The sequence below is a fragment of the Ureibacillus yapensis genome (genome assembly GCF_003515775.1).
Lineage (GTDB): Bacteria > Bacillota > Bacilli > Bacillales_A > Planococcaceae > Ureibacillus > Ureibacillus yapensis.
On the sequence record NZ_QWEI01000003.1, the window covers coordinates 168,457 to 194,702 of the forward strand.

Genomic DNA, 26,246 nt, shown 5'->3' on the forward strand with positions numbered 1-26,246 from the left:
ATTAAGTTACTTTTGCACAATCTGAATATGATTTCCGCATGTATCATCAAAAACTGCCAGCGTAACATCACCCATTTCCTTTGGTTCTGTCGTGAACCTTACTCCGAGTTTCACCAACCGTTCGTATTCTTCGCGAACATCTTCCACACCAAACATGGTTACCGGTATGCCATCTTCAAATAGTTTCTTTTGATAGTCTTGGGCCGCTGGATGATTATTCGGTTCGAGTATAAGTTCGGTACCTTCTTGCTCATTTGGAGAAACAAGGGCAATCCACCTAAATTCCCCGACAGGCACATCATGTTTTTTTATAAAGCCAAGCGTTTTAGTATAGAACTCCAAAGCCTTATCTTGGTCATCGACGAAAATACTTGTAACAATGATTTTCATTTTTTTGCCTCCTTAGACAATTGCGTTTTATAGTCCACTTCCAAGCAGTAAACCGAAGCACTGTTTATAATACCTCATTTTATAAAGCTTCCGTTAACAATAGTGTACTCCTTACCATAATCTTTTCAAACTATAAAATTTTCAATACCGAAATAAATCCCCTTCTAGCAAAACGAAAACTATCTTTTTATACAATATAAAAAAGTATATTAGTTGCTTATCCTTAACTATCACGTTACACTTTTAAATATTACGTGATGGTTCGGGGTGATTTAATGGGAAGGATAAACTAAAAATCAGTGATCTTGCCAATAAAGCTGGCGTCACGAAACGTACAATCGATTACTACACAAATCTTGGGTTGCTGGAAATGGATCGTTCCCCATCCAACTATCGATTGTATCCCGTCGAAATGGTTGAGCGAATTCATTGGATTGAAGAACAAAAGAATTCCGGAAAATGCCTATCGGAAATAGCCAAACTAATAGGAAACGAAACAACAGAAAGTAAACCGTTTGAAGAAGTTAACATTCATGAAATTCGCCTGCAAATGAAGAAGCTGGAAAAGGATGTTTCCAAGATGATGGAAAATCTGGACGAGAGAGAAAAACAGCAATTAAAACAAAAAGTGACACCGGAAAGTGTGTCTTTAATACAATCTTTAATACTTTTATTACAATAAGGAGGTGACTGTTCTACATTTTTTTGTAGGACATTCTATTGTCAACAACCATTTATTTAATTATCTTTGCGCTATTAATTGCGTTAACAGCGTTCTTCGTAGCAACGGAATTCGCGATTGTAAAAGTACGCCAATCTCGTATAGACCAACTCGTGGCAGAAGGAAAAGCCGGATCGCTTGCAGCTAAACAAGTTACAGCGCATTTGGATGAATACTTATCGGCATGCCAACTTGGAATTACCGTAACCGCATTGGGAATAGGTATGGTAGGAGAGCCAACTTTCGAATTCATCTTGCATCCATTGTTTGAATCGCTTGGTATACCAACCGATTATATTCACTGGTTTACAATTGGAGCTGCATTTATTATTGCAACATTCTTGCATGTGGTTGTTGGGGAACTTGCGCCAAAGACGATTGCCATTCAAAAAGCCGAAGCAGTCACGTTGGCATTTTCAAAACCAATTCAAATTTTCTATAAGATATTGTATCCGTTCATTTGGATATTAAACGGTTCCGCTCGCTTATTGCTCAAATTATTTGGGGTGAAACCTGCATCGGAACAAGAGCTCTCCCATACTGAGGAAGAGCTTCGAATCCTGCTCTCCGAAAGCTATAAATCCGGGGAAATTAATATGAACGAGCTGCAATTCGTCAATAATGTTTTTGAATTTGATGATAGAATTGCACGAGAAATTATGGTGCCTCGTACGGATATAGTCGGCTTCGAACTAGACGCTTCCTTTGAAGAAGTTTTAACAACTGTATCCGAAGAAAAATATACAAGATATCCTGTTTATGAAGGCGACCGGGATAATATTATCGGTTTCCTAAACATTAAGGACTTCCTGACCCAAGGCATGAATAATCGTATTCAACCCGAAACTTTTAAATTGTCCGATTATATAAATCCTGTTGTTCGAACAATCGAAACAATCCCGATTCATGATCTGCTGCAAAAAATGCAGAAAGAGCGCATCCATATTGGTATTCTGATGGATGAATATGGCGGCACAAGCGGTATGGTAACGGTAGAAGATATTTTGGAAGAGCTCGTTGGGGAAATACGCGACGAATTTGATGCTGAAGAAATTCCTGATATTCGCCAAATCAGTGAGGAACACTATATCATCGATTCGAAGGTCTTGCTTGGCGATGTCGAAAAGCTATTGTTTGTTGATTTCGATATCGATGGAATTGATACACTCGGTGGTTGGTATTATACACAGGACACTGATTTAGATTTGTCCAAAACCATTGCCCATCTGGGATACGACTTTTCTATCCACCAAAAAGAAGGACAACAAATACAGTATATTAGAGTTAAAAAAAGAGAAACTGCAGATGGTGAATCCACCGAATTGTAACTTCCTGCATTAAATCAAAAAAGCGCGGTGTCTCATAAGACTAGAGACTCCGCGCTTTTTCTGTCGGGATTGAACTGCAAGCACCCTTCTCATCAAAAGAAATGGGGTCCATTAGCCACATTCACGAACTAACACCCCGTTTAGCCGTTGATGATTGCCTCAGCAATTGAATCCTTGTTGCTCTACTATTCTAAGCAACTAAGCTTTTACATGCTTCTGCACATTTTAAGCAAGCATCCGCACATTTTTGGCAGTGTTCATGATCATGTTTTTTGCATTCATTTCCGCATGCCTCACAAATGATCGAACATACTTTAGCCAATTCCGAAATAAATGGGGTTCCTCTGCTAATGGCCTGCTCAAAATAAGCGCAAATGTCCGCGCACTCCCGGTCCAGTCGGATGCATTCGGCCATCATATGAACATCTTTTTCTTTTAAACAGGCGTCATAGCATTGATTGCATGCAGCCATGCACTCATGCAGGGCTTCGATGACAGATTGATATTGTCCATTGGTCATGGCAATTCCTCCTTCTGTTTTGCTCCCTATTCTAGTACCCTCAACCAAATTTCCTAAAACATACTTGTAGGGGGTATCTGGAATAGCTGCGAAAACGGGAGTTTTAGTTAAAAGAATACCAGTTTTTATTTCTTTCCACTTATAATTCTTTCCCATTCTTCAAGTGACAACTTTTTGGTACTATGTTTTAAGTCATCCGGTACTTCTATTGTGCACATTAATTCGAGGCTGTTTCCGTCCGGATCTTTGATGTAGACAGATGCATTTCCTTGATTGGGTCTAACAAAGGGTTCAACCGATTCTCTTTTTCCAAAAGGCACCGCCTCAATTTCCAAGGATTTAAGCCAGTTTAAAGAGTTTCTCAAGTCCTCATATTCCACTCGAAAAGCGATATGCCTTAAAGAAGGATGATAAGGCGTTCCGACTTCCTTTCCTTCCCACAATCCAAGCCAACTTCTTCCTTTTTCTATCCAGAAGAAGACGGTTTCCTCATCCCGCCATGCCAATTCCAAACCCAATGTTTGATAAAACTGAACGGAAACTTCCAAATCGCCAACTGGCAAGTGTGCCTCATAAAGCCCTTTAATCATGGTTTCCCTTCTCCCCCAACATTCTATGGATTGCACTGCCGACTATTTTTATATAATTACTTTACCATTGTGTTGTTTACAAGATATTTGCCGCCTGCAATACCCGGCTGCGTCATTTCGTAAGGGTCCAAAATTTTATCCAACTGTTCTGCTGTTAAAGCACCGGATTGAATGCAAAGATCGCGAACCGATTCACCCGTAGTGAGCGCCTCTTTTGCAATCTGTGCTGCCCGCTCATATCCGATATGCGGGTTCAGGGCTGTTATAATGCCAACACTTTTTTCTACATATTCTCTTAAATGATGTTCATTGGCCTTTATATCCTTTATACACTTTTCGGTAAATACATTGAACACATTGCTCATGATCGAAATTGATTGGATTAAATTAAAGAATAATACGGGTTCCATGACATTCAATTCAAACTGGCCGGCTTCAGAAGCAGCAGAGATTGTCAAATCATTTCCAATCACTTGGAAAGCTACCTGGTTTACGACTTCCGCCATGACGGGATTTACTTTTCCAGGCATGATGGAGGATCCAGGTTGACGTGCCGGCAACATAATCTCATATAAGCCATCTCTTGGTCCGGAAGCCATTAAACGCAAGTCATTTGCGATTTTTGACATATTCACCATACATACTTTTAGTGAGGCTGACACTTCTGTATAGCAATCCGTATTTTGGGTAGCATCGACTAAATGTTCCGCGCCTTTTAACGATAAGCCGCTTATTTCGCCCAGATTTTTCACAACTGCCTCAATATAGTCAGGATCAGCATTTAGACCTGTACCTACTGCAGTTGCCCCCATATTGACTTCGAAAAGATGGCGTCTTGATAAGGAAATGCGGTCGATATCACGGGAAACCACACGGCTGTAAGCTTCAAACTCCTGCCCTAGCAAAATCGGCACGGCATCTTGAAGATGGGTACGGCCCATTTTTATGATGCCGGAAAACTCCTTAGCCTTCTCCACAAATGCTTTGTGCATAGTTTTCATGGAATCCAGCAATTCATTCATTAAGTTCAAAATCGCAATATGTGTTGCTGTCGGAAAAGCGTCGTTTGTGGATTGGGACATATTAATATGGCTATTCGGGCTAATCACATCATAATTCCCTTTCTCTTCTCCCATCAGTTCCAGCGCACGATTCGCAATCACTTCATTGGCATTCATATTAATGGAAGTTCCTGCTCCGCCCTGGATGGGATCCACAATAAATTGATCGTTCCAACGGCCGGTAATTACCTCATCACATGCTTCAATAATATATTTGCCTAGAGATTGATCCAGCATCCCTGTTTCCATATTGGCTAAAGCGGCTGATTTCTTAACCATTCCAAGCGATTTAATCAGCACAGGATGAATTCGATAACCTGTAATCGGGAAGTTTTCAATCGCTCTCATCGTTTGCACACCATAATAGGCATCATTCGGTATTTGTTTTTCTCCCAAAAAATCCTTTTCAATACGAAAATCTTTCAGTTCCATTCTACTATTCTCCATTTCTATCTTTTATACAAAGGTGCATTAGCTATTCCTGCTTTAAATAGAAATCTCAAGTTAATGCTTGAATGTACGAATACCCTTGCCAAGAATTTTCTCTGATTTAACAAAAGCAAACGTACTCTTACAAGTATATAATCAAGGAAGTGCAGAAATTAATCAATCAAAACATAAGACTTCTTATTTATTTTCATTCCCTTTCACTTTTCCCAGTAAACAAATTAGTTGGAAATATCTGGATTAAAGCCTGAAAATTTGAGCAGTTAGTTCTAAAGCGAAAATTTTCTAAATATGTTAATAGAGTGGTGCAACTCTGCTATTATAGAATAGAATTCGCATCAGATTTTTTTGTGATGCCGCACTTATTGCTATAATTTCTCGTTCCAGTGAAATATAATGAAGTTATGGAGGGCAAGCATGCTAAAAATTAAAAAAATCGACTTTATAAAAACAGTTTATGATGATTCTCTCTCACATAATATTTTTTCAATTGCAAATATCCAATTTTCCAATTATCCACCGATAAATGGGGCTCTTTTATATTGGAAAAAAAACACTTCACAATCTGACTTTACACCTGAAGGCGACTATAAATTTTTCTATGATATGGCGAATATTACATACTATGCTTCCGTAAAGTTCCCTAAAAACATCAAACTAACCAGAGACCAGCGGCAAGAGTTGGCCTATATCTTATTGGATGAACGGGGCTCAATCGGCACTTACAGCCTTAAAACACATCCAAGCCGCAAAAGAAAATTCAGTCCTCGAAAAGCCTTGGAAAAATTGAGCATTCCGGAAAATTTTGATGTAAAATCAATTCCATCCTATGTTGGTCCCATCATTGACGAAATTGATATGAATCAACTACTGGAATGGAATCCTTCCATATCAAAAAAATTCATCCATGATTATTGCTTTTGGAGATATAATCTCGTGAAACTCCACCCAAGCGAGTTTGAAGCGTTTTTGCCATACGTCGATTTTGCCTATGTTTGCTACGCATGCGACCAGTTGACAGAGCAATATCTAATCGAGCATCTGGAATTAGTCGATGTTGCCTCGCTGCAATATAATTATCCGGTATTATCAAGGCTTTCTGCTTCATTCAAAACTTATATTGTCAATGAATTAAAAAAGCAAAATGCAAAAATCAACAAACATTTTGAAGAAGAAATCCAATTATTTATTGAAGATGAAACTTATTTTAGCGAGTACAGCACGATCCACCTGCTGGACGATGAGGAAATGGAAGAAGAAGAGGAAATTGTGGACTATCAATTTTTTGAATTTGACCGTGGGCAATATAAATGGCCGGGAAGCGAACATATGATTAAAGGAATTCCCTCATTTGCAAGCCAGATTTATGATGATATGGGCTACCGAAAGCGTACCAATAAGGAAATGGACGAACATTTCGCCCAATATACACATGAACAGATTCGATTGATGAGCGCCATTTTGGAGCCGCATTGGCTGCACCGCTACCGCGATAAAATCGATTGGCAAGCCGCCTGCCAATATAACGAATATTTAACAGAGGAATTTCTGGCTGCCCACCTATCTTATATCAACTTTGAAGCATTGGGCGATAATTTATGGTGTGGGCTTTCCGAAGATTTTATTGAAAAGTATTTGAAACATTTTAATCACAACAAGCCAGTTCCGATTATAATCCGTCATTTAACGGAAGAACTGTACTTAAATTATAAAGATATGATCAAGGTCGATTCAGACTTATTGTTTCAGTATTATGATGCCATTGGCGACGAGCAATACGAGCGATTGCAGGAATTATTAAGCCAATAAGCGAATGAGGAAAGGTTTTCTTGTAGCGATACCTTACAAGAAAACCTTTTTGGTTTGTGTACTTTTCTATCGAGTTTTCCTAAAATTCATTTTGAAATTTGCTAGTAAATTCTGTTGCGTTTAGCGGTTTACTATAGTAATAGCCTTGCACATATTCGCAATTATAGCGCTTTAAGATTTCGAGTTCTACATCTGTTTCGACACCTTCAGCGACCACTTTTAATTTAAGCGCATGTGCCAATGATATGATGGCAGCAACCATAGCAATTCCCGACTCCCCTTGATTTATATTAACGATGAAGGTACGGTCAATTTTGAGTGTATCAATCGGAAATTCCTTCAGATATCCCAATGAACTATAACCTGTCCCAAAATCATCAATTGCAATTGTGAAACCGAGTTTTTTCAATTCATTGATTTTATTGATTAGTTCTTCATTATAATCCATCATGCTCATTTCGGTCAGTTCAATTTCAAGATGCTCAGGACGCACTTTTGTTTCATCCATAATTTTTACAAGCCGTTCAACAAAATCCACTTTCTTGAAATGCAAGGGGGAGATATTGACAGCTACCCTTACATTAAAATCGGATTGTTGTTCCCATTCTTTTATTTGAAGCGCTGTATTTCTTAATACCCATTCCCCTATGTCATGAATTAATCCACACTCTTCCGCAAAAGGGATAAATTCACTCGGCGGTATTTGCCCTAATTCCGGATCTCGCCATCGCAGCAGCGCTTCCATACCGATCAGTTTTTCCGTTTTCGCATCAATTTTTGGTTGATAATGCAGCTCCAGGGTATTTTCTTTTATGGCGTGGCGAAGCTTGGATTCGAATATGAGAATATAATCATTTTTGCCATGCAATTTATGTTCAAAAATTTTATATTGATTCCCTTTTCGAGTTTTGGCCACATACATGGCCAAGTCCGCATTCACGAGCAAACTTTCAACATCCGAACCATGGTCCGGATAAATAGAAATTCCCATGCTTATGCTCGAATAAATTTCGTTTTGATTTAGGATGAAAGGTTTTTCAAACATTTCGATTAATGTTTTTGCGGTCTTTTCCAATTGACCGATGTCTTCAAGCAAAAAAACAAATTCATCTCCGTTTAATCGATAGAAGGATTTTCCATCGTCCTCGATTGAGCCGAATCTTTCAGCCACTTCCAGCAAGAACATATCGCCCACATTATGGCCTAATGCATCATTAATATGACGGAAGCGATTAATATCTATAAAGAATAATGCAAACTTTGATTGTGATTCATGGCTCTTTTCGATCAGCTGATGCAAATTTTGCGAAAGAGATCGGCGATTCGGCAAACCTGTCAAGATATCATGGTTAGCAAAATGCGTGATAACTTGAATGTTCTTTTGGTCTGTTATATCTGTTCGTATCGAGATATATTGGTATGGTTTCCCTTTTTCATTTAAAAATGGAACAATAGTCGTCTGAACCCAATACAGTGACCCATCTTTTGCACGGTTGCAAATTTCACCATTCCAAACTTGCCCTTTACCAATTGTTTTCCACATAATTTTAAAAAAATCTTTGGAATGAAAATTGGAGTTTAAAATTCTATGATTTTGGCCGATTAACTCATCAGGGCGATATTTTGAAATCTCGCAAAATCGTTCATTTACTGCTTTAATTGTTCCTTTGGCATCGGTAACGGCCAATATGACGGCTTCATCCAATGCTGCTTTTATCTCTTTCAGTTCTTCATATGTATGGTCAATTTTGGATATTGTCGTCAATTGCAGATGATCATTCATAAAGTCCCTCCATTCTCAAATGGATCAGCTCTCACACAATAATTATTTTTAACTAGTATTACATTTTATTATACAAGAGTATTGTCTAATTTTGTATTATTTTTGTGACAATATGATGATATTGGTGTGGTGAATAAGTCACTCTGTTTCAAAAAGAAACAACCCTACTTGAAAGATATCAAATAAGGTTGCTAATTGACGTATTTAATTGACAATCGAATTTTCAAAACCACGCCTCCTTGCGATATCTGCAAATAGCATTGGGGCTAAACCCAGCTTGGCAGACCATGTTCTTCCGACAAACTCCCATTCATTCGTTTTGCTTGTTCATTATAAGCATCCAGCTGTTCTCGGGATAAATGCAAAACGTAATAATAAAAGTTAATTGGTTCTAGACCGAAATCCATACACTTTGCAACATAATATTCATAGCCTTCACGATATTTTGACATCTACTTTCCCTCCAATATGTTATATAACAGTTTTTATTTATTAATACTAATATAGTACAGGTTATTTTGTTCGTCAACTCATTTTCTGAAAAGAAAGTAAAATTTTTTTGTCTTTTCCCCATAAAAAAGGCGGTGCCTCATAGTCTTGGGACACCGTCTTTTTCCGCGGCAAAGTAAAACGCTGACGTTAAATCCTTGCCGGATTTTTATGAAATTAATTCTTTTACTACTTTTGAAATCGTTGCTCCGTCTGCTTTGCCGGCAAGCAGCGGTTTTGCAATTTTCATTGCTTCCCCCATGTTCATCTCTTTGTTGATGCCGGCTTCAGAAAGTGCAGAAGCAATTTCCTCTTCAGACAATTGTTTTGGCAGGAAGCTTTTCAATAGTTCCAATTTTGCTTCCTCCTGCTCAATTAGATCCGCCCGGTTCGCTTGTTTAGCGCCTTCCAATGATTGGTTGGTTTGCTTTACTTCACGATTTACGATGGCAATTTCTTCTTCACTCGACAATGCAGCACCCTTTTCTTTTTCTGCTAGATCCAGTGCCGACTTTAGAATTTGCAATACTCCCTTTGCCAGGACATTTTTTTCTTTCATTGCGGTTTTTAATTGTTCAAATACTATTTCCTTTAACATGCAAATCTTCCTCTCATTATCCAGAACTTGTTATTCACTTTTAAATATAGTGGAAAATTGATATCTTCGCCAATGTTGGGATTTATGCAAGAATATAAACCTCGCTTAATTTTCTTTAAATCGGTTGACTCTGTCGACCAATACGCTTTTCCGTGCGTAGCCATAGCGAAGATACAAGTCTTTTAACTGTTCATCTTGGTGTGTTTTTACTTCTGAATTCATCAGTGTATAGCGCATACTGGTAGGCGTTACTTTAAACCCTACCTGATTTGAAATGGTTTTGTAGATTCTTTCGATTGTTTTGACGGTAATCGGTTCATTTTGTTTATTGCCGAGTCCCAGCCACATATACGCGGCATTTTCACTTGATGGCAGCAAACTTTTGGTTTCATTTTTGTAAATCTCCAGCCAATCGATCATGCTATCTGATAAACAAAGCGTCCTAATACGTTTTCTCTGGAGAATGGTGATTTCCTGCTGCTTCAAATGCGTCCACTTCATCCTGGTTACTTCCGACGGTTTCGTTCCTAATTCAGCCATTATATTAACGATGCAGAAGTTTCTTAATGCCAACCATCGATGTTCTGGAATTAGTGCTGTTTCGATAAGTTCAAACCAATAATTTAAAATCTGTTCAATTTGTTGTTTTGTATAGTATTTCAGTTTTTCTTTTTGCTGTTTTAAGGGCGTTAATAAGTGTACAGGTATTTCAGCAATAACATTGCGCATCTGTAAAAAATGCAAAAAATGCTTTAAGGATGCCTTTTTGCGATTTATGCTTGCAGGCGAAGAATAATTTTCTTCCAACTGTTGGTTATAAGCCGCCACAATTTCCTTGATGGGTGTATCAAAAGTGTGCTCGTTTTTTAGCATGAAACTTAAAAATTGTTCTGTATCAATACAATACTGCTTAATGGTATGCGGTGATTTTCCAATTGACTCTAAGTAACTTCGATAAAAAACAAGATATTGATCCACATTCATCTCCCCTTGTTTACCATAGCGTAAAAAAAGTTGGTATTAATGAATAAAATGGGCGTGTGTCCACTTATATCCATTATAAAATAAATGTCGGATAATATTCAAATGATAAAAAGAAAAAAAGCTGAAAAATCAGCCTTTTTTAAGTATTCCTTTTATACTAATTTTGATTGCTGAAGGTTCAAATTCAAAATGACGAACAAATTCATCAATTATTCTTCTTTGCAACAGACGTATACTTTTCATTGTTTCCTCATGAACAGGAGAATTGAGGAACACGGATAAATAAATGACTTGCTCATAATCTTTCATCACAAAGGAAATCGAATCAACTTTAATATAGTCTTTATATTCCCTTGCAATATGTTGAATCAAATCAATATACACTTTTTTAGAGATGTCAATCAATTCTTGATGAAAATCCGGCTGGACGATTGTCGTCTCTCCCAGTTTCACTTTATTTTTCGAAAAAATTTCCAATCCCCTCTGGATTAACCGTTTGAAAAAGTTTTGTTCTACTTGTTTATATGGAACCGGCATTACATGTTTGCCTTGTGTGATCCGTATGAATTTTGCCATCTGAATTTCTCTGGAAGAACGAATATCTTCAATATGATGAAAATGATCGATAGGTTCAAGTTCCAGCCGTTTCGCAATTTTCTTTGTCATTTTATCGGATGTGCCAATAATGAGAATGCTTCGTACGTTATTCTCCTTCATTGCTTTCAAAACTTGTTCTTTATGTAAATCATCCTGGAAAATAGCTCTTCGAACAGCGGTCAATGTATTCTTTTCAAATTTGGCTGAAATACCGGCTTTTTTTTCGCCATTAATAATTAACAAACCATCATCTATAATTGCTTCTATTCGATTGTCATATGCAAATTGAATCGCACTCGTGCTCTTTCCTGTTCCGCTGGGTCCGCTTAAAGAATGGACAATCACTTCAACCCCTCCACTTCCATCATGTTAATAATATTTCACAAATTCCAATCTTCTTTAAGTTTTTTAATAGATTTCCTCTCTATTCAATCCGACTATGTTAAAATAAATCTTATATTTTTTTAAGGAGTGTTTCCCTTGGAAGTTGTACCATCAAAGAAAATGTCATTATTTGAACCCGCTATTTTTGGTCATTTAAAAAAATTTGCGAAAGAACAGGAAGAACAAAAAGGGCTGGATTTAATTGATTTAAGTTTAGGCAGTCCCGATCTTCCGCCTCATCCCATGTTGCTCCAATCCATGTCCGACCTGAGCAAGCGAGCTACATCTTACGGCTATACATTAACTGGCTCCAAAGAGTTCAATGAAGCTGTCTCCAGTTATTATCAGCGTGTGAACCATGTGGAAGTTGATCCTGATACAGAGGTGCTGCAAACAATTGGGTCACAGGAAGGTCTGGTTCATTTGCCAATTGCCTTTTGCAATCCAGGGGATATTGTATTAACAACCAACCCAGGATATGTAGCCTACGCTGCAGGCATCAGTCTTGCCGGTGCAACGCCTTATTACATACCGCTTGATGAAACGAACGGTTTTTTGCCGGATTTAGACGCGATTCCCGAACATATTGCACATAAAGCAAAACTGTTGATTTTAAATATGCCCGGAAATCCGGTACCTATGTCCCCTTCCATTGAATATTTCACAAAAGTCATCAAGTTTGCCAAAACCTACAACATTCTTGTGGTTCATGATGCAGCATACTCCGAGTTCTACTTTACAGGGAATTCGCCAATTAGTTTTTTAGCGGCACCAGGTGCCAAGGAAGTTGGGGTCGAAATTAACTCGCTTTCAAAAAGTTTCAGTCTTGCCGGAGCGCGTGTTGCCTATATTGTCGGCAATCCTAAAATGGTTGACATCATGAAAAGATTAAAATCGAATCTGGACTTTGGTATTTTTGATCCAATTCAATCCACTGCTGCCGTTGCCTTGAATCATGCTGAAGAAATTACAGCTGATTTAAGAAAGACATTTGCCAGCCGACATTCTATCTTGATGAAAGGTCTTCAAGAAATCGGATGGGAAGTTGCACCGTCCAATGGCGGCATGTTTGTCTGGACAAAATACCCCTATCCGCTCGATAGTATTTCTTTCACCTTTAAGGCAATCGAAGAAACAGGCGTTCTCATGGTGCCTGGAACGGCATTCGGCAGCAATGGTGAAGGTTTTGTTCGACTTGCACTCGTACAGGAAAATGAACGGCTGCAGGAAGCCGTAAAACGCTTGAAAACAATGGCGGTTTAACCGTTTTAAAAAAAGGAGACTTCTCAATCTGAGGAGTCTCCTTTTGCATGTCTTAAAACTATATTTCATATTTATTTTCTGAATCTGTTTCGAATCGATTATACCGTTTCTTCACTGATTCGAATAAATGGCTGACTAATACTTTTAACAGCGCATAACCCGGTATTCCCAATATGACGCCGGCTACCCCAAAGAGCGAACCAAATGTCAGCAAAGCAAAGATAATCGTGATGGGATGAATTGACAACGTTTTTCCCATTATATTCGGCGTTATAAATTTTCCTTCTATCAATTGAACAACTGTCCAAACGATAATTAATTTAACCAGCATAAATGGAGACGTTACGATGGCAATGACCAGGGCCGGTGTAATCGCAATCGCTGGTCCCAAATAAGGTACAACACTTGTAATCATAGCCAGCATACCCAACAAAAACGCATAGTCCAGTCCAATGATTAAAAATCCAATTGTCATCATTACGCCGATACAGATGGATACCAAAATCTGTCCCAGTATGTAAGAACTCACTTGCTTATCCATTTCCTTCATTACTTGGCCTACTTCGTTGCGCGCACGAGGCGGGAAAATGCGCAGAATGAATCTTGGCAGTTTTTCGCCTTCATAAAGCAAATAAAATAGAATGAAAGGAACGGTCACAAGCGACAGCAAGATACCGGTTAGTGTCGATACAAAACCTGTAATGCCTGTGGCAACACTGGAAGCAATATTCGCGAATGTATCTTTTATGGTGGAAACAAGGTCATTCGTAACATTCGTTAAAAATTCGTCATAATTGAAGTTCAACTTGGCAAACAGTTCATTAAACCCTGAATTATTCAGGTAAGTTACCGTTGATTCAATTAATGCCATAAAATAAATAGGAAATTCCTGAACCAAATTTGTAAATTGATCGCGCAAAAATGGATAGACGAGCAGTACAAGCAGTGTAAGAAGTGCTGCAACAATCACATATAAAATTAAGATGACAATGCCGCGGGGAACTCTTCCTTTGCCGCTTTTATCCGCCAGACGAACAAACGGCCGCAAAAGGTAATAACCGATTACCGCCAAGACACCCGGCAAAATGACGACTTCAAATAATACCTGTAGTGGATAAAAAATGAAAGATACTTTATCAAATACAAAAATAATGCATCCTAGCAGCAACAAAGATGCAAATAAAAAGATCAGGTTCTTGCCACCGAGAAATCGGATAAAACGCGTTTGAAAAAATGGAATTCTTTCTTTTGGCAATTGTTCCTTATATTCTTTTTCCCTTTCCAAAAAACCACCCCGACAACCTATGAAATTTATACACTTTTTATTTTACCATGACAGCGGTTTTTTAGATAAAATTTACTCCCCGTTCAGATCTAAAAAGTTGTGCAATTGCTGTTTATTGTACTCGACATCAATTTCGATGACTTCCCCTGCATGTGGATAGGATTGATAGCTATAGCTTCCCTCTACCGGAATAGCCATCTTTTCAATTTCAACTTGTCCGCCCACTGCAAGCGATAAAACTGTTTTCAACTCTTCTCCCGTTGTTAGGTCGGTCGTTATATATCCTTGTGCCGCGCCGATAAATTTAGGTAAATTGATAAAATTCATGGGATTTAATATTTCATTTTTTAATGCATCAATTACCTTCTGTTGACGCTGGACTCTTCCAAAATCCCCTTCCTCATCGTGACGGAATCTTGCATAACCAAGAAGTTCTTTGCCATTTAATTTGTGAACGCCTTTTGTTAATGTCACATCGATATTGGCCGACATGTCTTTTTCAACTTCCATTTCAATCCCATTTGGCGCCAAAATGTCAATGAGGGACTCAAAGCTTTTGAAATCGACCAGAGCGTAATGGTGGATCGGTATATCGAACATATTATTTAATGTATCTTTTAACAGTTGAACGCCTCCAAGATAATATGCGGTATTTAATTTATACGATTGGTATCCTGGAATATCTGCATAAATATCCCGCATAAAAGAAACTAGCTTTAAATCATTCTTGTCCTGGTTCCACGATAAAACCATCATCGTATCGGAACGGGAATTTTCTTCACCTCTGCTATCAACCCCAATAATTAAATAGTTTTTAATTGTATCGTGGGCTTCGTCTGCAACAAATTCCTGTTGCGGCAATTTGCCCTGTTCGGCCTGCTTCAGTCCGCTCCGATATTGAACAATCGAGTAGATGCCCGCTATCATTACGAAAAGCACAAGCAGTGTAAAAAAAAGCCGTCCCTTTCGCAGCTTTCTTTTTTTGCGACGAGTTGAACGAGTTTGATGCTTTCTATTTTCTTCCATAATCTTTCTCCCCTTCAAAAAGTTCAAATACGAGACGTTTCATATATTGAAAAGGTTCAATTTCCATTATTATACTACGCCATAAGCCAAGAAGCTTAATTAAATGCAGATTGTCCAATAATTTGTTTCTCTCTCCTAATGATGGTAAAATACTACTTATTTCAAACATCGGAGGAATTGACAATGGAAAAAGCAACATTTGCAGGCGGCTGTTTTTGGTGCATGGTCAAGCCATTTGTGGAATGGGACGGTATACATAAGGTAACATCTGGTTATATGGGCGGCACGCTCGAAAACCCAACATATGAGAAAGTAAAAGAAGGAAATACAGGACATTTGGAAGTTGTACAAATTGAATTTGATTCTAAAGTTTTTCCGTATGAAAAGCTTTTGGAAATTTTTTGGATGCAAATCGATCCCACAGATGACGGCGGTCAATTTCATGATCGCGGTGAATCGTATAAAACCGCAATATTTGTTCACTCTGATGAGCAGCAAAAACTTGCCGAAAAGTCAAAACAAGATTTAGCGGATTGTGGCCGCTTTAAAAAGCCCATTGTCACCGAAATCAGAAAAGCGCAAACCTTTTACCCAGCGGAGGACTATAATCAAGATTATTATAAAAAAGAGCAAAAGCACTATCTGGAGGACCGCGCTGCTTCAGGACGAGATAAATTTATTGAGGCTCATTGGAAATAATTTCACGGGCAATAAGGAAATTTAACAAAAGCCGACAAAGTCAAAAAGGATTTTGTCGGCTTCTGTTTTAGTTTAGGCAAATAGGCTATTTTCTGCTTTTGTTATACAAACTCCTTGATTGCTGCTATAAATTCCTTGCCATAGCGTTCAAGTTTATTTTGTCCTACTCCGCTTACCTCCAGGAACAATTGTTCATCTGTCGGTTTTTTCTCGCACATATCTTTCAAAGATTTATCCGAAAAGACAACAAATGGGGGGACCCCTTCTCTAGTGGCAATTTCTTTTCGAATTGCGCGCAAGTGTTCAAATAACGGATCATCATTCCTGATTGTAGTTATTTCAACTTTCGTACGGCGCCATACTTTTCTTTTCCCCATCAGTACATCTTTTCCTTCATCAGAAACGTAGATGGTTGGAAATTGGCCTGGCTGTACCAACAGAACTCTCTCGGAAATTAAAAACTCGATGAAATTTGCAATGTCTTTGGCACTCATTGCTTTTAATATGCCAAAAGTCGATAACTGCCGGAAGCTTTCCATTTTCTTATTGCGCGAACCAGCCAACACTTGTGCGGTTATGGTTTTGCCGAATTTTTGCCCCATACGGACAACACAGGAGAGAACCTTTTGTGCATCTTCCGTCACATCCATTTTTGGACGTTCATCGATACAATTGCTGCATTGTCCGCATTCCGTTGTATTTGTTTCGCCGAAATATTCGATGATGTAGGATTGCAGGCAATTTTCCGTATGGCAGTAGTCAACCATTCTTTGGAGTTTTTCCAGTTCAAGAGGAATACGGGAGCGGTCTTGTGCTTGATCGATCAAAAAACGCTGTGTTTGTTCATCCGAAGAGCTATACAGAAGAATACATTCACTCGGCAGTCCATCCCTTCCTGCCCTGCCGGCTTCTTGATAATAACTTTCCATATTGCGGGGCATCTGGTAGTGAAGGACAAAACGTACATTGGTTTTGTTAATGCCCATACCAAAAGCATTCGTTGCAACCATGACTTGCACTTCATCCTGCAAGAATCTGTTTTGTTCCCGTGTTCTCTCTTCTTCTCCCATTCCACCATGATATTTGGCAACTCCAACGCCGTTCTTTAGCAACAGCTCGTAAACGGCTTCAACGGATTTTCTTGTTGTTGCATAGATGATGCCAACCTCATTTAGATTGCTTTGAACATATTTTTTTATATATTGATCCCGATTTTCCCCAATCAGCACCTTGAATGAAAGATTATCCCTAGAAAAACCGGTGATAAAGGAATCATTCGAGTTAATATGTAATAACGAACAAATATCCTGGCTAACGGTCGGTGTAGCAGTTGCGGTTAACGCAATGACAGTCGGCTTTTTTGCCCAAAGCGACAATAGCGAGGAAACTTTTCGGTAGCTTGGTCGGAAGTCATGTCCCCATTGGCTAATACAATGAGCTTCATCGATTGCCACTAACGGAATATTCAATTGCGACAGTTCAGCTCGAAACTCATTATGTTCCAGACGCTCCGGTGCAATATACAGCAGTTTAATTGTTCCATTTTTCACATCGAGCATCGTTTGATTTATTTCACTATATGTTAAAGAACTATTGATATAAGCAGCCGAGATCCCATTGGAATGAAGCAAATCTACCTGATCTTTCATTAGGGAAATGAGAGGCGAGATGACAAGTGTTGTTCCTTCCATGCATAATGCCGGCACCTGGTAGCATAAGGATTTTCCTCCACCGGTGGGCATCACGCATAAGGTGTCTTTTCCGTTAAGCACGTTGTCGATGACTTGTTGTTGGCCAATGCGGAAACTTTGATATCCAAAGTATTGTTTTAGTATTTGCTGTGCCAAAAGCAATATGTACCCCCCTTTATTAATTCAAGTTCCATGATATTATACTATGAAACAAACAGAAACAACATTGTAGCCCTTGGAAAGCGCCAAATATAAAAAATCAGGTTTTTGAAAAGGATTTTAGTAAACAATCAGCCGTCATAAAATATAAAAAGAGATGTCCCAAAAATAGAGACACCTCCTTGAAATTAGCAGGATCGGATTGTTCTTGATTTCTACTGTGCTGTCACTGGCTCTGAAGCCTTCACCCTTTTGCGGGCTCTTGTTGAAATTAAAATAATGCAAATACAGCTTGCAGCAATTAGCGCACCATCCAATAATAATGGCGCACTCCAGCTTTCTGTTCGATCTCGCAAGACACCTGAAATGACCGGGGACAGCAATGCACCGAATTCAGCGATCAAGTTCCATAAACCAAACGCGGAACCGCGATGCTCTGCTGGTGCCAAATCCGATATAAACGCATGTTGAATGGATTGTACGGCAAAGAACAGCGTACCCGATATGAACAAAATCGTGGACATAACCGCTAAACTAGAAGCACCGCTCATTAAATAAAAGGCGAAAATGAATACAGATGCTGCGAAAGCAACGGTTAAAATAAATAAAATATTCCGTCGTCCATTTTCGATCGATGCAACTTTATCGGAAATATAGCCGCCTAATGGGAAGCCGATCAATCCTGCAATTGCATTAAATGATGCTACCAGGGCAGCGGTCAATAATGTACCGCCCCCGAAATCCTGGACGATTGAAACGGACCAGAAACTATAGAACCATAAGTGCCACATGATAGGAATAGCCGATAGATAAAGCAAAAATAAATTGCGGTTTTTTAGTACCGGCCGTACTTCCTTCTTCGTTTTGTAAATATAAAAAACAAAGCCTATCGAGAACACTGTAAAGATGGCGGCGATTAACCCCTCGGACAGACCGAGAGCATCCGTTATGATATAAACGCCCATAATGATTATTAGAAAGATGATCGAGTAGCTCCCTAAACCTTTGACGGAATTTTTAAATCCATCCGGTTTCGCTTTTGCATCGGCAGATTTAGGAATCACTCTTGACATAACAATCGCCACGATTATGGTACTCGCACCCAATAATAGAAATGGCGATTTCCATGCATTATTTCCCATAATCGGAACTGCCCATTCGATTAAATAAACGGTTCCTACTAATCCAAGTGTCAAACCTACCGATAGTCCACCCATTACAATTCCCATTCCGAGACCCAGCTTTTTGGGCGGCGTTACTTGGGCAATCAACGACCGGTCATTGGAGTAAAACGCCCCTTCACCAAGCCCTGTTAATACACGCAGGGCAATGAATACAAGCAATCCTTCAAACAGACCGGTCATAACTGTCGTAATGCCGGCCCATAATAAACTCAAGATTACCATGTTGCGATGCCCGTATTTATCGCCGAAGTATCCCCCCGGGAACTGAGTCAGCATGTAACCTGCAAAAAATAAACTTCCCAATAAACCACCAAGCGCATAAGGGTTTGATGAATCTGCCAAAAATGCTACGTCATTTGCGATCATCCAGGAAACGACCGGTCCTGTAATTGTCCGGTCAAAATAGGCAAAAACCCAACCTACAAATAACATTCCCCAAATTCGTTTATACGGCTGTTCTGCTTCTGTTGCTGTATTCATACATCATACCCCCTTTGGAACGAATCATGAAAGGAAGGCCATCCCGTTCCTTCCTTTCACTGAATTATCAATATTTTGTCGATAGTTTAGGCGGACCAGAACGTGGACCGAATGGACCTTCATCCAGCCACTTCCCTAGCGCAGGAATATGGGGCGCCAGGAATGCTGCCATTTCACGTTTTAGTCTAATCTCTTCATTTGTGCCTTGAATATGTTCAAGAGCCAAATTGGAACATTCGCGGTTCCATAATCCTGCCGATAGACGTTCATCCGCAGCTGCTTGAATAGCTGCGCGTCTTTGTTCCGGATCTGACTCTACCTTGAGTGCTTTTGCAATTCCATCAACCGCCACCGTTGCATCCGGTACCCCCGAATTTAGGCCGCGTGCCCCAAATGGAGCAAATAGGTGTGCTGCTTCACCGGCTAGAATGACCCGATTATTTTCATCGGTATATTTGTCGGCTACAACTTGGTAGAAGGTATACGTCGAGATCCATGTGATTCGATCTGCATATTTCGGATCCATCACTTTCGGCAGCCACTCGCGAACGCCTTCTTCGGAGCCATACCAATTGCGATCATCCTCATCAAATAACTGAAGATCAATTCGCCATCCTCCTGCGAACGGTACATGCATGACATTGCGTCCCCCTGCATCCGGATGTTGGTAATGGAATACTCGTTCAATAGGCAGTGGGTTTTCCCGGTCTTCTTCTACATCCACTACGATAAACGCATCGGATTTACGTGGACCTTCAAAGTTAATGCCGACTGATTGACGAACAACGGAACGTGCTCCATCCGCCCCAATAACATACTTTGCAAACCAAGAACCATTCTCTGTTTCTACCGTTGCTCCTTCTTCATTTGTTGATACGTTTGTTACAGGTTCTCCCCAAACAAATTCAACTCCTGCTTCCAGGCAGCGTCGATACATCGCTTTCTCAATTTCGTGTTGATGCAAACTTGAAAAGGCTGGCAATGTATTTGGCTTTGGCGGCTCATATACTCGTTTATATACTTCGTCTCCTTTATATAAGGATCGTTTAACCGGCCAGACGACCCCAATATTGGCTAATTCCATTCCCAGCCCCGGCGAAATGCCTTCCAGTAATTGAAGGGTTGCTTTGTGAATATAAATCGCACGGCTTCCCGCACGTTCACGCCCTTCCTTTTCCGCTTCCAAAATCGTTGCCTTGATGCCTTTGCTCTGCAAGGCAAGTGCTGCAGTCATTCCAACCGGACCCGCACCAATTACTAGTACTTCTCTTTCATTTGCCATTTTTAAACCCCCTATTATGTTATTTTTCTACTAAACATCTTTCTGGATTGTCATTTCGTAAATCAAGCACACGTTTTGCTTTCATTTCAAAACGAGGGAGCGTATTTTCTTCCACATGCTCTACTTCTATCCGTAACCCAATCCGCTCACGCAATAAATTCGAGAGAGATGGAACAATTTCTTGCGGTCCTTCAATTTGCAATTTAATCTGGTGCATCTCTTGTTCGATATAATAGATAATACGGAATTCCTTAATGGCACTAAATTCGCGGACAATGGCCTCTATTGACGAAGGATAAATATTCACGCCTCGAATGACGACCATGTCATCGGTTCTGCCCACAATGCCTCCAGGCAGGAATTGATAGTGATTGCCGCAAGCGCATTGTTCTGTTTGGTAGATGACCGCATCCCCTGTGCGATAGCGAATCATCGGATAACCAAAGCGCCCCAAGTTTGTAAGCACCAATTCGCCTTGTTCGCCAGGTTTTACATGCTGAAGCGTCTCCGGATTGATCACTTCCATTATGAATTCGCTTTCATTCACATGTATGCCTTTTTGTTCTTGACATGAGTAGCCGTATGCCCCCATCTCCGTCATGCCGATATGATCGAAAAGTTTTGCGCCCCAGAAATTTTCGATCTGGGCACGGGTTGATGGTACAGATCCCCCAGGCTCTCCAGCAGTAATAATGGTACGGATTGCCGAGTTTTTAATATCCAGCCCAAGCTTCTCTGCTACTTCAGCTAAATGCAGTGCATAGCTTGGCGTACATAAAAGAACCGTTGCGTTATTGCCAATCATGCTTTTCAGGCGTTCTTCAGATGACATTGAGCCTCCCGGTATCGCAAGTGCCCCTAATTTCCGGATTCCTTCATGGGCAGCCCAGAAACCGATGAAAGGTCCGAATGAGAAAGCCAGGTAACAGCTATCAGCTTTTGTAACACCGGAACTTTTTAATACTTCTTTCCAGCAATTCGCCCACCAATCCCAGCTTACTTGTGTATCCAGTACTTTCAGCGGCCTGCCTGTTGTCCCGGAAGTTTGATGATAGCGGATATAGCTATCTTGGGGATAGGAATGATTTCTGCCCAGCGGCGCATAGTCGATTTGATCTTGTGCAAGCTCCTTCTTCGTTGTAAAAGGAAGACGGCTTAAATCTTCAAAATCCTTAATAGGCAAATGAACTCCATCCAGCTTCTCTTTATAAAATTCATTGAAATTGGAGATAAATACCAAAAGCTCATTTAAACGTTGAAATTGATATTGTCTTAACCCTACTTCTGTTTCATAAACTTGATGAACTGTCATAGTAGCCCTCCTCATAAATCGAATTTTCTATATTTAGAAAATTGTTAATTATCAATATAGGGAACATGTTAAGGTCAAAATCAATTTTTGAAAAGGCTTTAATTCCGCTATGTGGAATTTCTGGCAACTTTTTTAGATAAATATACTTTTTTCTTTACGAGTTTTCTTAGTTTTGAAATAAAAAAGTCCTGTACTATTACAAGTCCTGTTTTAAAGTTCAAATGACATACGATATGAAAAAAACCACCTCAACATTATGGAAATATGTGTAAATGATTAAAAAGCATGTCAGTGCAGCTATTTACATATTGATTCTTATTTTTGCTTGAATCTTCCGTGCTGTAATAGAAACATTTTGTTTAAGTAAAGATTCAGAGGAGGAACGTAAATGATTTGAGTTAGTAATGCAGGTCTTCGTTACGTAGATCACAAACTATTTGAAAATATATATATTAAAAATGCCCTCCATCAATTATTCTGGAAGGCATAAGTAAAGCACCCTCAATTGAGAGTGCCCTATATTTTATACACTTGGTATTGAATCCGTTGTTTTGTTTTTACTTTCACACTTAGGACATTTAACGACTATTTCCAATTCTACCATTACACCATTTGTAGCTGGAACGTTACCAGTCGCTACTACTGATTCAGCAATGACTGAATCTGTTTTAATCATTTTAGTGGAACCTAATTCGCCCACATAATTAATATTCTGACCACATACATAACATGTCGTCTCTCCGAAAATTGGTTTTTCCATTTCTTTCACCTTCCTTCTATCTACTAAATTCGACAAAAAGACTTATTTTACCTTTGGAATAAATTTGACAATCTTGTTAACTTATAGTTACAGAAGATTGTCGAATTATAGAGACATAATTTAATTAAACACTCCTGGCATCGATTAAATTCGACAAAAGAAATGCATTCCCTTTGTAAGATAAATGTTGAAACCAACCTTTCTCCACTATATATGCCTATGTGTCTAATAATCTTTCTACTATGTAATAAAAATGCCGCAGTAATTAATGCTAAGTTTCACTTCAGCAAGTCTTGAATCGTAATTACTTTACCTAGCATGAAATAATTGTTACTCCCTCTTTATTCATTATTAGGATGATAATTAGAGAACATCCTCAACATTTACTTACCTATTTTGTTCCTTCTTTACAAACGCTATAAATTATTTAATTTAAATTGCATAATGTGTTATAATGAAAAGCATTGCGTATATAGATTTAAACATTGATAAACCGCATAATATCCATTCTTTTTAGATGAGGGAGGCAACACATGATTCAAGTTAGCAATGTAGGTCTTCGTTATGGCGATCGCAAACTATTTGAAGACGTAAATATTAAATTCACGCCTGGCAACTGTTACGGGCTGATTGGAGCGAACGGCGCAGGAAAATCCACTTTCCTGAAAATCCTTTCGGGTGAAATCGAACCGCAGGAAGGCCATGTTTCCATGGGTAAGGATGAACGTTTATCCGTATTGAAACAAAATCACTTCGAATACGATGAATTCAACGTGCTAGATACGGTTGTAATGGGTAACAAACGTCTTTGGGAAGTAAAATCGGAAAAAGATGCAATTTATATGAAAGAAGATTTTACAGATGAAGACGGTATGCGTGCTGCGGAATTGGAAGGTGAATTTGCTGACTTGAACGGTTGGGAAGCAGATTCGGAAGCGGCTACGTTGCTTAACGGATTGGGTATTGGCGACGAGCTTCACTACATGAAAATGGCCGATCTGGAAGGTTCGGATAAAGTCAAGGTATTGCTTGCTCAAGCTTTATTCGGCAAGCCGGATGTACTATTACTCGATGAGCCTACCAACCACTTGGATTTAAAAGCAATCAAATGGCTGGAAGAATTTTTGATCAACTTCGAAAACACAGTAATTGTTGTATCCCATGACCGCCACTTTTTAAACAAAGTTTGTACGCATATAGCGGATCTGGATTTCTCCAAAATCCAGATTTATGTTGGGAACTATGATTTTTGGTATGAGTCTTCGCAACTTGCATTGAAAATGGCGCAAGATCAAAATAAGAAAAAAGAAGAAAAAATCAAAGAACTGCAAGCTTTCGTTGCGCGTTTCTCTGCCAACGCTTCGAAATCGAGCCAAGCTACTTCCCGTAAAAAAATGCTGGATAAAATTGAACTTGAAGATATTAAACCTTCAAGCCGCAAATATCCTTTCATCAACTTCCAAATTGGACGCGAAATTGGAAATGACGTTTTGACGGTTGATGGTTTAACAGCTTCCCACGAAGGTGAAGTTCTGTTCAAAGATATCCGCTTTATGATGAACAAGGAAGATAAAATCGTTCTGCTTGGCAGCCCGCTTGCGAAAACGGCTTTGATGGATATTCTGATGGATCAAAAAGAAGCTGACAGTGGTACGTTTAAATGGGGCGTAACAACGTCTCAAAGCTATTTCGAAAATGACCATGATAAATATTTCACTGGCTCTGAAAAGTCATTGGTAGAATGGCTTCGTCAATACTCTCCTGAAGATGAAACAGAAAGCTTCCTGCGCGGCTTCTTAGGACGTATGCTATTCTCCGGAGAAGAAGTGAAAAAATCCCCTTCTGTGCTTTCAGGAGGAGAAAAAGTACGTTGTATGTTATCGAAAATGATGCTTTCAAATTCAAACGTGTTATTATTGGATGAACCAACTAACCACTTGGACTTGGAATCCATTCAAGCACTGAACGAAGGATTAATTCGTTTCAAAGGTGCCATGCTCTTCACATCACATGACCATCAATTTATCCAAACAATTGCAAACCGCGTAATTGAAATTCAAGAAGACGGTTCTATTTTGGATAAACAACTAACTTACGATGAATTCCTGGAGTGGAAAGACGCTCAAGGAGTTAAATAATTCCAGCCCCCCCTAACAAAGGTTCTGTTAGGGGATTTTTTTCGTCGCCACTTTAGTTTACATAACATTATTACGACAATTATATTGCTTTTATAAAAGAATTATCTATAGAATACAAATAAGTTCTTAATTGAGGAGGTTTTCGAATTGAAACAGCTTTTATTGATTTTATGTACCATTTTGCTTTTAGTTGGCTGCAGCAGCCAAGATGAGAAAGCAGGAGAAACTCAAGAAACTAAGGATTCTTCTATTAGCGGCGACACAGAAATCGCCGATAATAAAAAGCAAGCAAACAGCGATGAAACTGAGGCTGTTGATTTTAAAAGATATTTTAAACCTGATCAATCTATTGCCTACTTTCTTGGCGAGGGAAATGAATTCGCTAGTTACAAGGAAAAAACAATCTGGTTATCAGATGAGTATGTTGCAACCGTGGTTTATTCAGGTGCAACCGTGATGAAAATATACCGAGTGCTGGAAGATCGCATTGACTTGGTTTCAGATGAAATGATTGATGAAACGCATGAAGAGGCATCTTATCCAAATCCAGCTGCCCTCGATGAATTCTCTCCGATGGAAACATCTTTAGCGGGACCTCTGGAGGTTGGTACAATCTTTGGCAATTGGACAATTACCGAAACCAATTTGACACTTGAAACACCCTACAAAACATTCGAGAACGTATTTGTCATTGAAGAGTCAGGGGATGATTTTACGAATCGAAAATATTTTGCCCCCGATGTTGGTTTGATTAAGACCGAATCGATCATGGCCGTTGAACAAACAGAAGAAGTGGTTGTTACCTCCACATTGGAAAACATTGAACTTCCATAGTTAGAGATTCCCCATTTTTCTAAATATTGCATGGCTCCTATTGAATGCCGCCATTTCTCTTTACAGGGGGCTGTCTCAAACACACGTCCCCTCTTTTCTGATATAAAAAAGAGACATCCCCATCTTGGGATGCCTCGAAAAAACGAATGTTTAGTTAGTCAAAATTAAAGTTTTACAACATTAGCAGCTTGTGGTCCGCGGTTTCCATCAACAACCTCGAATTCCACTTTTTGACCTTCGTCAAGTGTTTTGAATCCTTCACCTTGAATAGCAGAGAAGTGTACGAATACATCGTTTTCGCCTTCTACTTCGATGAAACCAAAACCTTTTTCTGAGTTAAACCATTTTACTGTACCTTGTTTCATTTAAGAAAACCTCCAAAAAATATAAATATTAACAATATGCGCTTTTTACCGAAATAAAAATTCACAT

At 39.2% G+C, this 26,246-nt stretch carries 24 protein-coding genes; 7 read left to right on the forward strand and 17 right to left on the reverse strand.

Going from position 1 to position 26,246, the window contains the following annotated elements; all coding sequences use genetic code 11:
• Positions 1–6: 6 nt before the first annotated feature.
• Complete coding sequence (locus D1B33_RS08360; protein ID WP_118875920.1) at positions 7–390, reverse strand: VOC family protein; 384 nt, start codon at positions 388–390, stop codon at positions 7–9.
• Positions 391–727: 337 nt separating this feature from the next.
• Between D1B33_RS08360 and D1B33_RS08365 the strand changes: the two genes are divergently transcribed.
• Both D1B33_RS08365 and D1B33_RS08370 read left to right on the forward strand, forming a co-directional pair.
• Positions 728–1,072, forward strand: a complete 345-nt coding sequence (locus D1B33_RS08365) for a MerR family transcriptional regulator (RefSeq protein ID WP_233549436.1) — start codon at positions 728–730, stop codon at positions 1,070–1,072.
• Between the two features lie 38 nt (positions 1,073–1,110).
• Entirely contained in the window at positions 1,111–2,439 is a 1,329-nt protein-coding gene (locus D1B33_RS08370) for a hemolysin family protein (RefSeq protein WP_118875922.1), read from the forward strand.
• A gap of 190 nt (positions 2,440–2,629) precedes the next feature.
• On the opposite strand, the gene D1B33_RS08375 is transcribed toward D1B33_RS08370, so the two are convergent.
• From D1B33_RS08375 to aspA, 3 genes are all read right to left on the reverse strand, one after another.
• The gene (locus D1B33_RS08375) at positions 2,630–2,959 is read right to left on the reverse strand and encodes a four-helix bundle copper-binding protein (protein ID WP_118875923.1); all 330 of its coding nucleotides are present in this window, start codon (positions 2,957–2,959) and stop codon (positions 2,630–2,632) included.
• 125 nt (positions 2,960–3,084) lie between these two features.
• On the reverse strand, positions 3,085–3,549 hold the full coding sequence (locus D1B33_RS08380) for a VOC family protein (protein WP_118875924.1): 465 nt from the start codon (positions 3,547–3,549) through the stop codon (positions 3,085–3,087).
• Between the two features lie 56 nt (positions 3,550–3,605).
• The gene (aspA, locus tag D1B33_RS08385; protein ID WP_118875925.1) at positions 3,606–5,042 is read right to left on the reverse strand and encodes an aspartate ammonia-lyase; all 1,437 of its coding nucleotides are present in this window, start codon (positions 5,040–5,042) and stop codon (positions 3,606–3,608) included.
• Between the two features lie 432 nt (positions 5,043–5,474).
• Between aspA and D1B33_RS08390 the strand changes: the two genes are divergently transcribed.
• The gene (locus tag D1B33_RS08390; protein WP_118875926.1) at positions 5,475–6,866 is read left to right on the forward strand and encodes a nucleoside-diphosphate sugar epimerase; all 1,392 of its coding nucleotides are present in this window, start codon (positions 5,475–5,477) and stop codon (positions 6,864–6,866) included.
• Between the two features lie 79 nt (positions 6,867–6,945).
• Here D1B33_RS08390 and D1B33_RS08395 read toward each other — a convergent pair whose 3' ends face one another.
• The 5 genes from D1B33_RS08395 to D1B33_RS08415 form a co-directional block, all read right to left on the reverse strand.
• Entirely contained in the window at positions 6,946–8,649 is a 1,704-nt protein-coding gene (locus D1B33_RS08395) for a sensor domain-containing protein (protein ID WP_118875927.1), read from the reverse strand.
• A 266-nt stretch (positions 8,650–8,915) separates the two neighbouring features.
• Positions 8,916–9,101, reverse strand: a complete 186-nt coding sequence (locus D1B33_RS08400) for a transcriptional regulator (protein ID WP_118875928.1) — start codon at positions 9,099–9,101, stop codon at positions 8,916–8,918.
• Positions 9,102–9,307: 206 nt separating this feature from the next.
• A complete protein-coding gene (locus tag D1B33_RS08405; protein ID WP_118875929.1) occupies positions 9,308–9,736 on the reverse strand; it encodes a GatB/YqeY domain-containing protein in 429 nt (142 codons plus the stop codon).
• Positions 9,737–9,841: 105 nt separating this feature from the next.
• Positions 9,842–10,714, reverse strand: a complete 873-nt coding sequence (locus D1B33_RS08410) for a tyrosine-type recombinase/integrase (RefSeq protein ID WP_158582947.1) — start codon at positions 10,712–10,714, stop codon at positions 9,842–9,844.
• Positions 10,715–10,849: 135 nt separating this feature from the next.
• Positions 10,850–11,662, reverse strand: a complete 813-nt coding sequence (locus tag D1B33_RS08415) for a hypothetical protein (RefSeq protein WP_118875931.1) — start codon at positions 11,660–11,662, stop codon at positions 10,850–10,852.
• Positions 11,663–11,797: 135 nt separating this feature from the next.
• Between D1B33_RS08415 and D1B33_RS08420 the strand changes: the two genes are divergently transcribed.
• Positions 11,798–12,964, forward strand: coding sequence for an aminotransferase class I/II-fold pyridoxal phosphate-dependent enzyme (locus tag D1B33_RS08420; protein WP_118875932.1), 1,167 nt, complete (start codon positions 11,798–11,800; stop codon positions 12,962–12,964).
• 58 nt (positions 12,965–13,022) lie between these two features.
• Here the strand turns inward: D1B33_RS08420 and D1B33_RS08425 are convergent, their stop codons facing one another.
• Together D1B33_RS08425 and D1B33_RS08430 are read right to left on the reverse strand one after the other, a co-directional pair.
• Complete coding sequence (locus D1B33_RS08425; protein ID WP_118875933.1) at positions 13,023–14,249, reverse strand: AI-2E family transporter; 1,227 nt, start codon at positions 14,247–14,249, stop codon at positions 13,023–13,025.
• Positions 14,250–14,321: 72 nt separating this feature from the next.
• Positions 14,322–15,275 carry an LCP family protein gene (locus D1B33_RS08430; protein WP_118875934.1) on the reverse strand — a complete coding sequence of 318 codons (954 nt, stop codon included), beginning with the start codon at positions 15,273–15,275 and terminating at the stop codon, positions 14,322–14,324.
• 183 nt (positions 15,276–15,458) lie between these two features.
• On the opposite strand from D1B33_RS08430, the gene msrA reads away from it, so the two are divergent.
• Entirely contained in the window at positions 15,459–15,974 is a 516-nt protein-coding gene (msrA, locus tag D1B33_RS08435; RefSeq protein WP_118875935.1) for a peptide-methionine (S)-S-oxide reductase MsrA, read from the forward strand.
• A 101-nt stretch (positions 15,975–16,075) separates the two neighbouring features.
• On the opposite strand, the gene recQ is transcribed toward msrA, so the two are convergent.
• The 5 genes from recQ to D1B33_RS08460 form a co-directional block, all read right to left on the reverse strand.
• On the reverse strand, positions 16,076–17,830 hold the full coding sequence (gene recQ / locus D1B33_RS08440; protein WP_118875936.1) for a DNA helicase RecQ: 1,755 nt from the start codon (positions 17,828–17,830) through the stop codon (positions 16,076–16,078).
• A gap of 209 nt (positions 17,831–18,039) precedes the next feature.
• Positions 18,040–19,488, reverse strand: coding sequence for an MFS transporter (locus D1B33_RS08445; protein ID WP_118875937.1), 1,449 nt, complete (start codon positions 19,486–19,488; stop codon positions 18,040–18,042).
• A gap of 67 nt (positions 19,489–19,555) precedes the next feature.
• Positions 19,556–20,770, reverse strand: a complete 1,215-nt coding sequence (locus D1B33_RS08450) for an FAD-dependent monooxygenase (RefSeq protein ID WP_118875938.1) — start codon at positions 20,768–20,770, stop codon at positions 19,556–19,558.
• A gap of 19 nt (positions 20,771–20,789) precedes the next feature.
• Entirely contained in the window at positions 20,790–22,082 is a 1,293-nt protein-coding gene (locus D1B33_RS08455) for a phenylacetate--CoA ligase family protein (RefSeq protein ID WP_118875939.1), read from the reverse strand.
• A gap of 523 nt (positions 22,083–22,605) precedes the next feature.
• Positions 22,606–22,842: a hypothetical protein gene (locus D1B33_RS08460; RefSeq protein WP_118875940.1), complete on the reverse strand. Its 237-nt coding sequence runs from the start codon at positions 22,840–22,842 to the stop codon at positions 22,606–22,608.
• Between the two features lie 533 nt (positions 22,843–23,375).
• On the opposite strand from D1B33_RS08460, the gene D1B33_RS08465 reads away from it, so the two are divergent.
• The gene (locus D1B33_RS08465) at positions 23,376–24,980 is read left to right on the forward strand and encodes an ABC-F family ATP-binding cassette domain-containing protein (RefSeq protein ID WP_118875941.1); all 1,605 of its coding nucleotides are present in this window, start codon (positions 23,376–23,378) and stop codon (positions 24,978–24,980) included.
• A 147-nt stretch (positions 24,981–25,127) separates the two neighbouring features.
• Positions 25,128–25,814 carry a hypothetical protein gene (locus tag D1B33_RS08470; RefSeq protein WP_118875942.1) on the forward strand — a complete coding sequence of 229 codons (687 nt, stop codon included), beginning with the start codon at positions 25,128–25,130 and terminating at the stop codon, positions 25,812–25,814.
• Between the two features lie 164 nt (positions 25,815–25,978).
• Here D1B33_RS08470 and D1B33_RS08475 read toward each other — a convergent pair whose 3' ends face one another.
• A complete protein-coding gene (locus D1B33_RS08475) occupies positions 25,979–26,179 on the reverse strand; it encodes a cold-shock protein (protein ID WP_036179813.1) in 201 nt (66 codons plus the stop codon).
• Positions 26,180–26,246 lie beyond the last annotated feature (67 nt).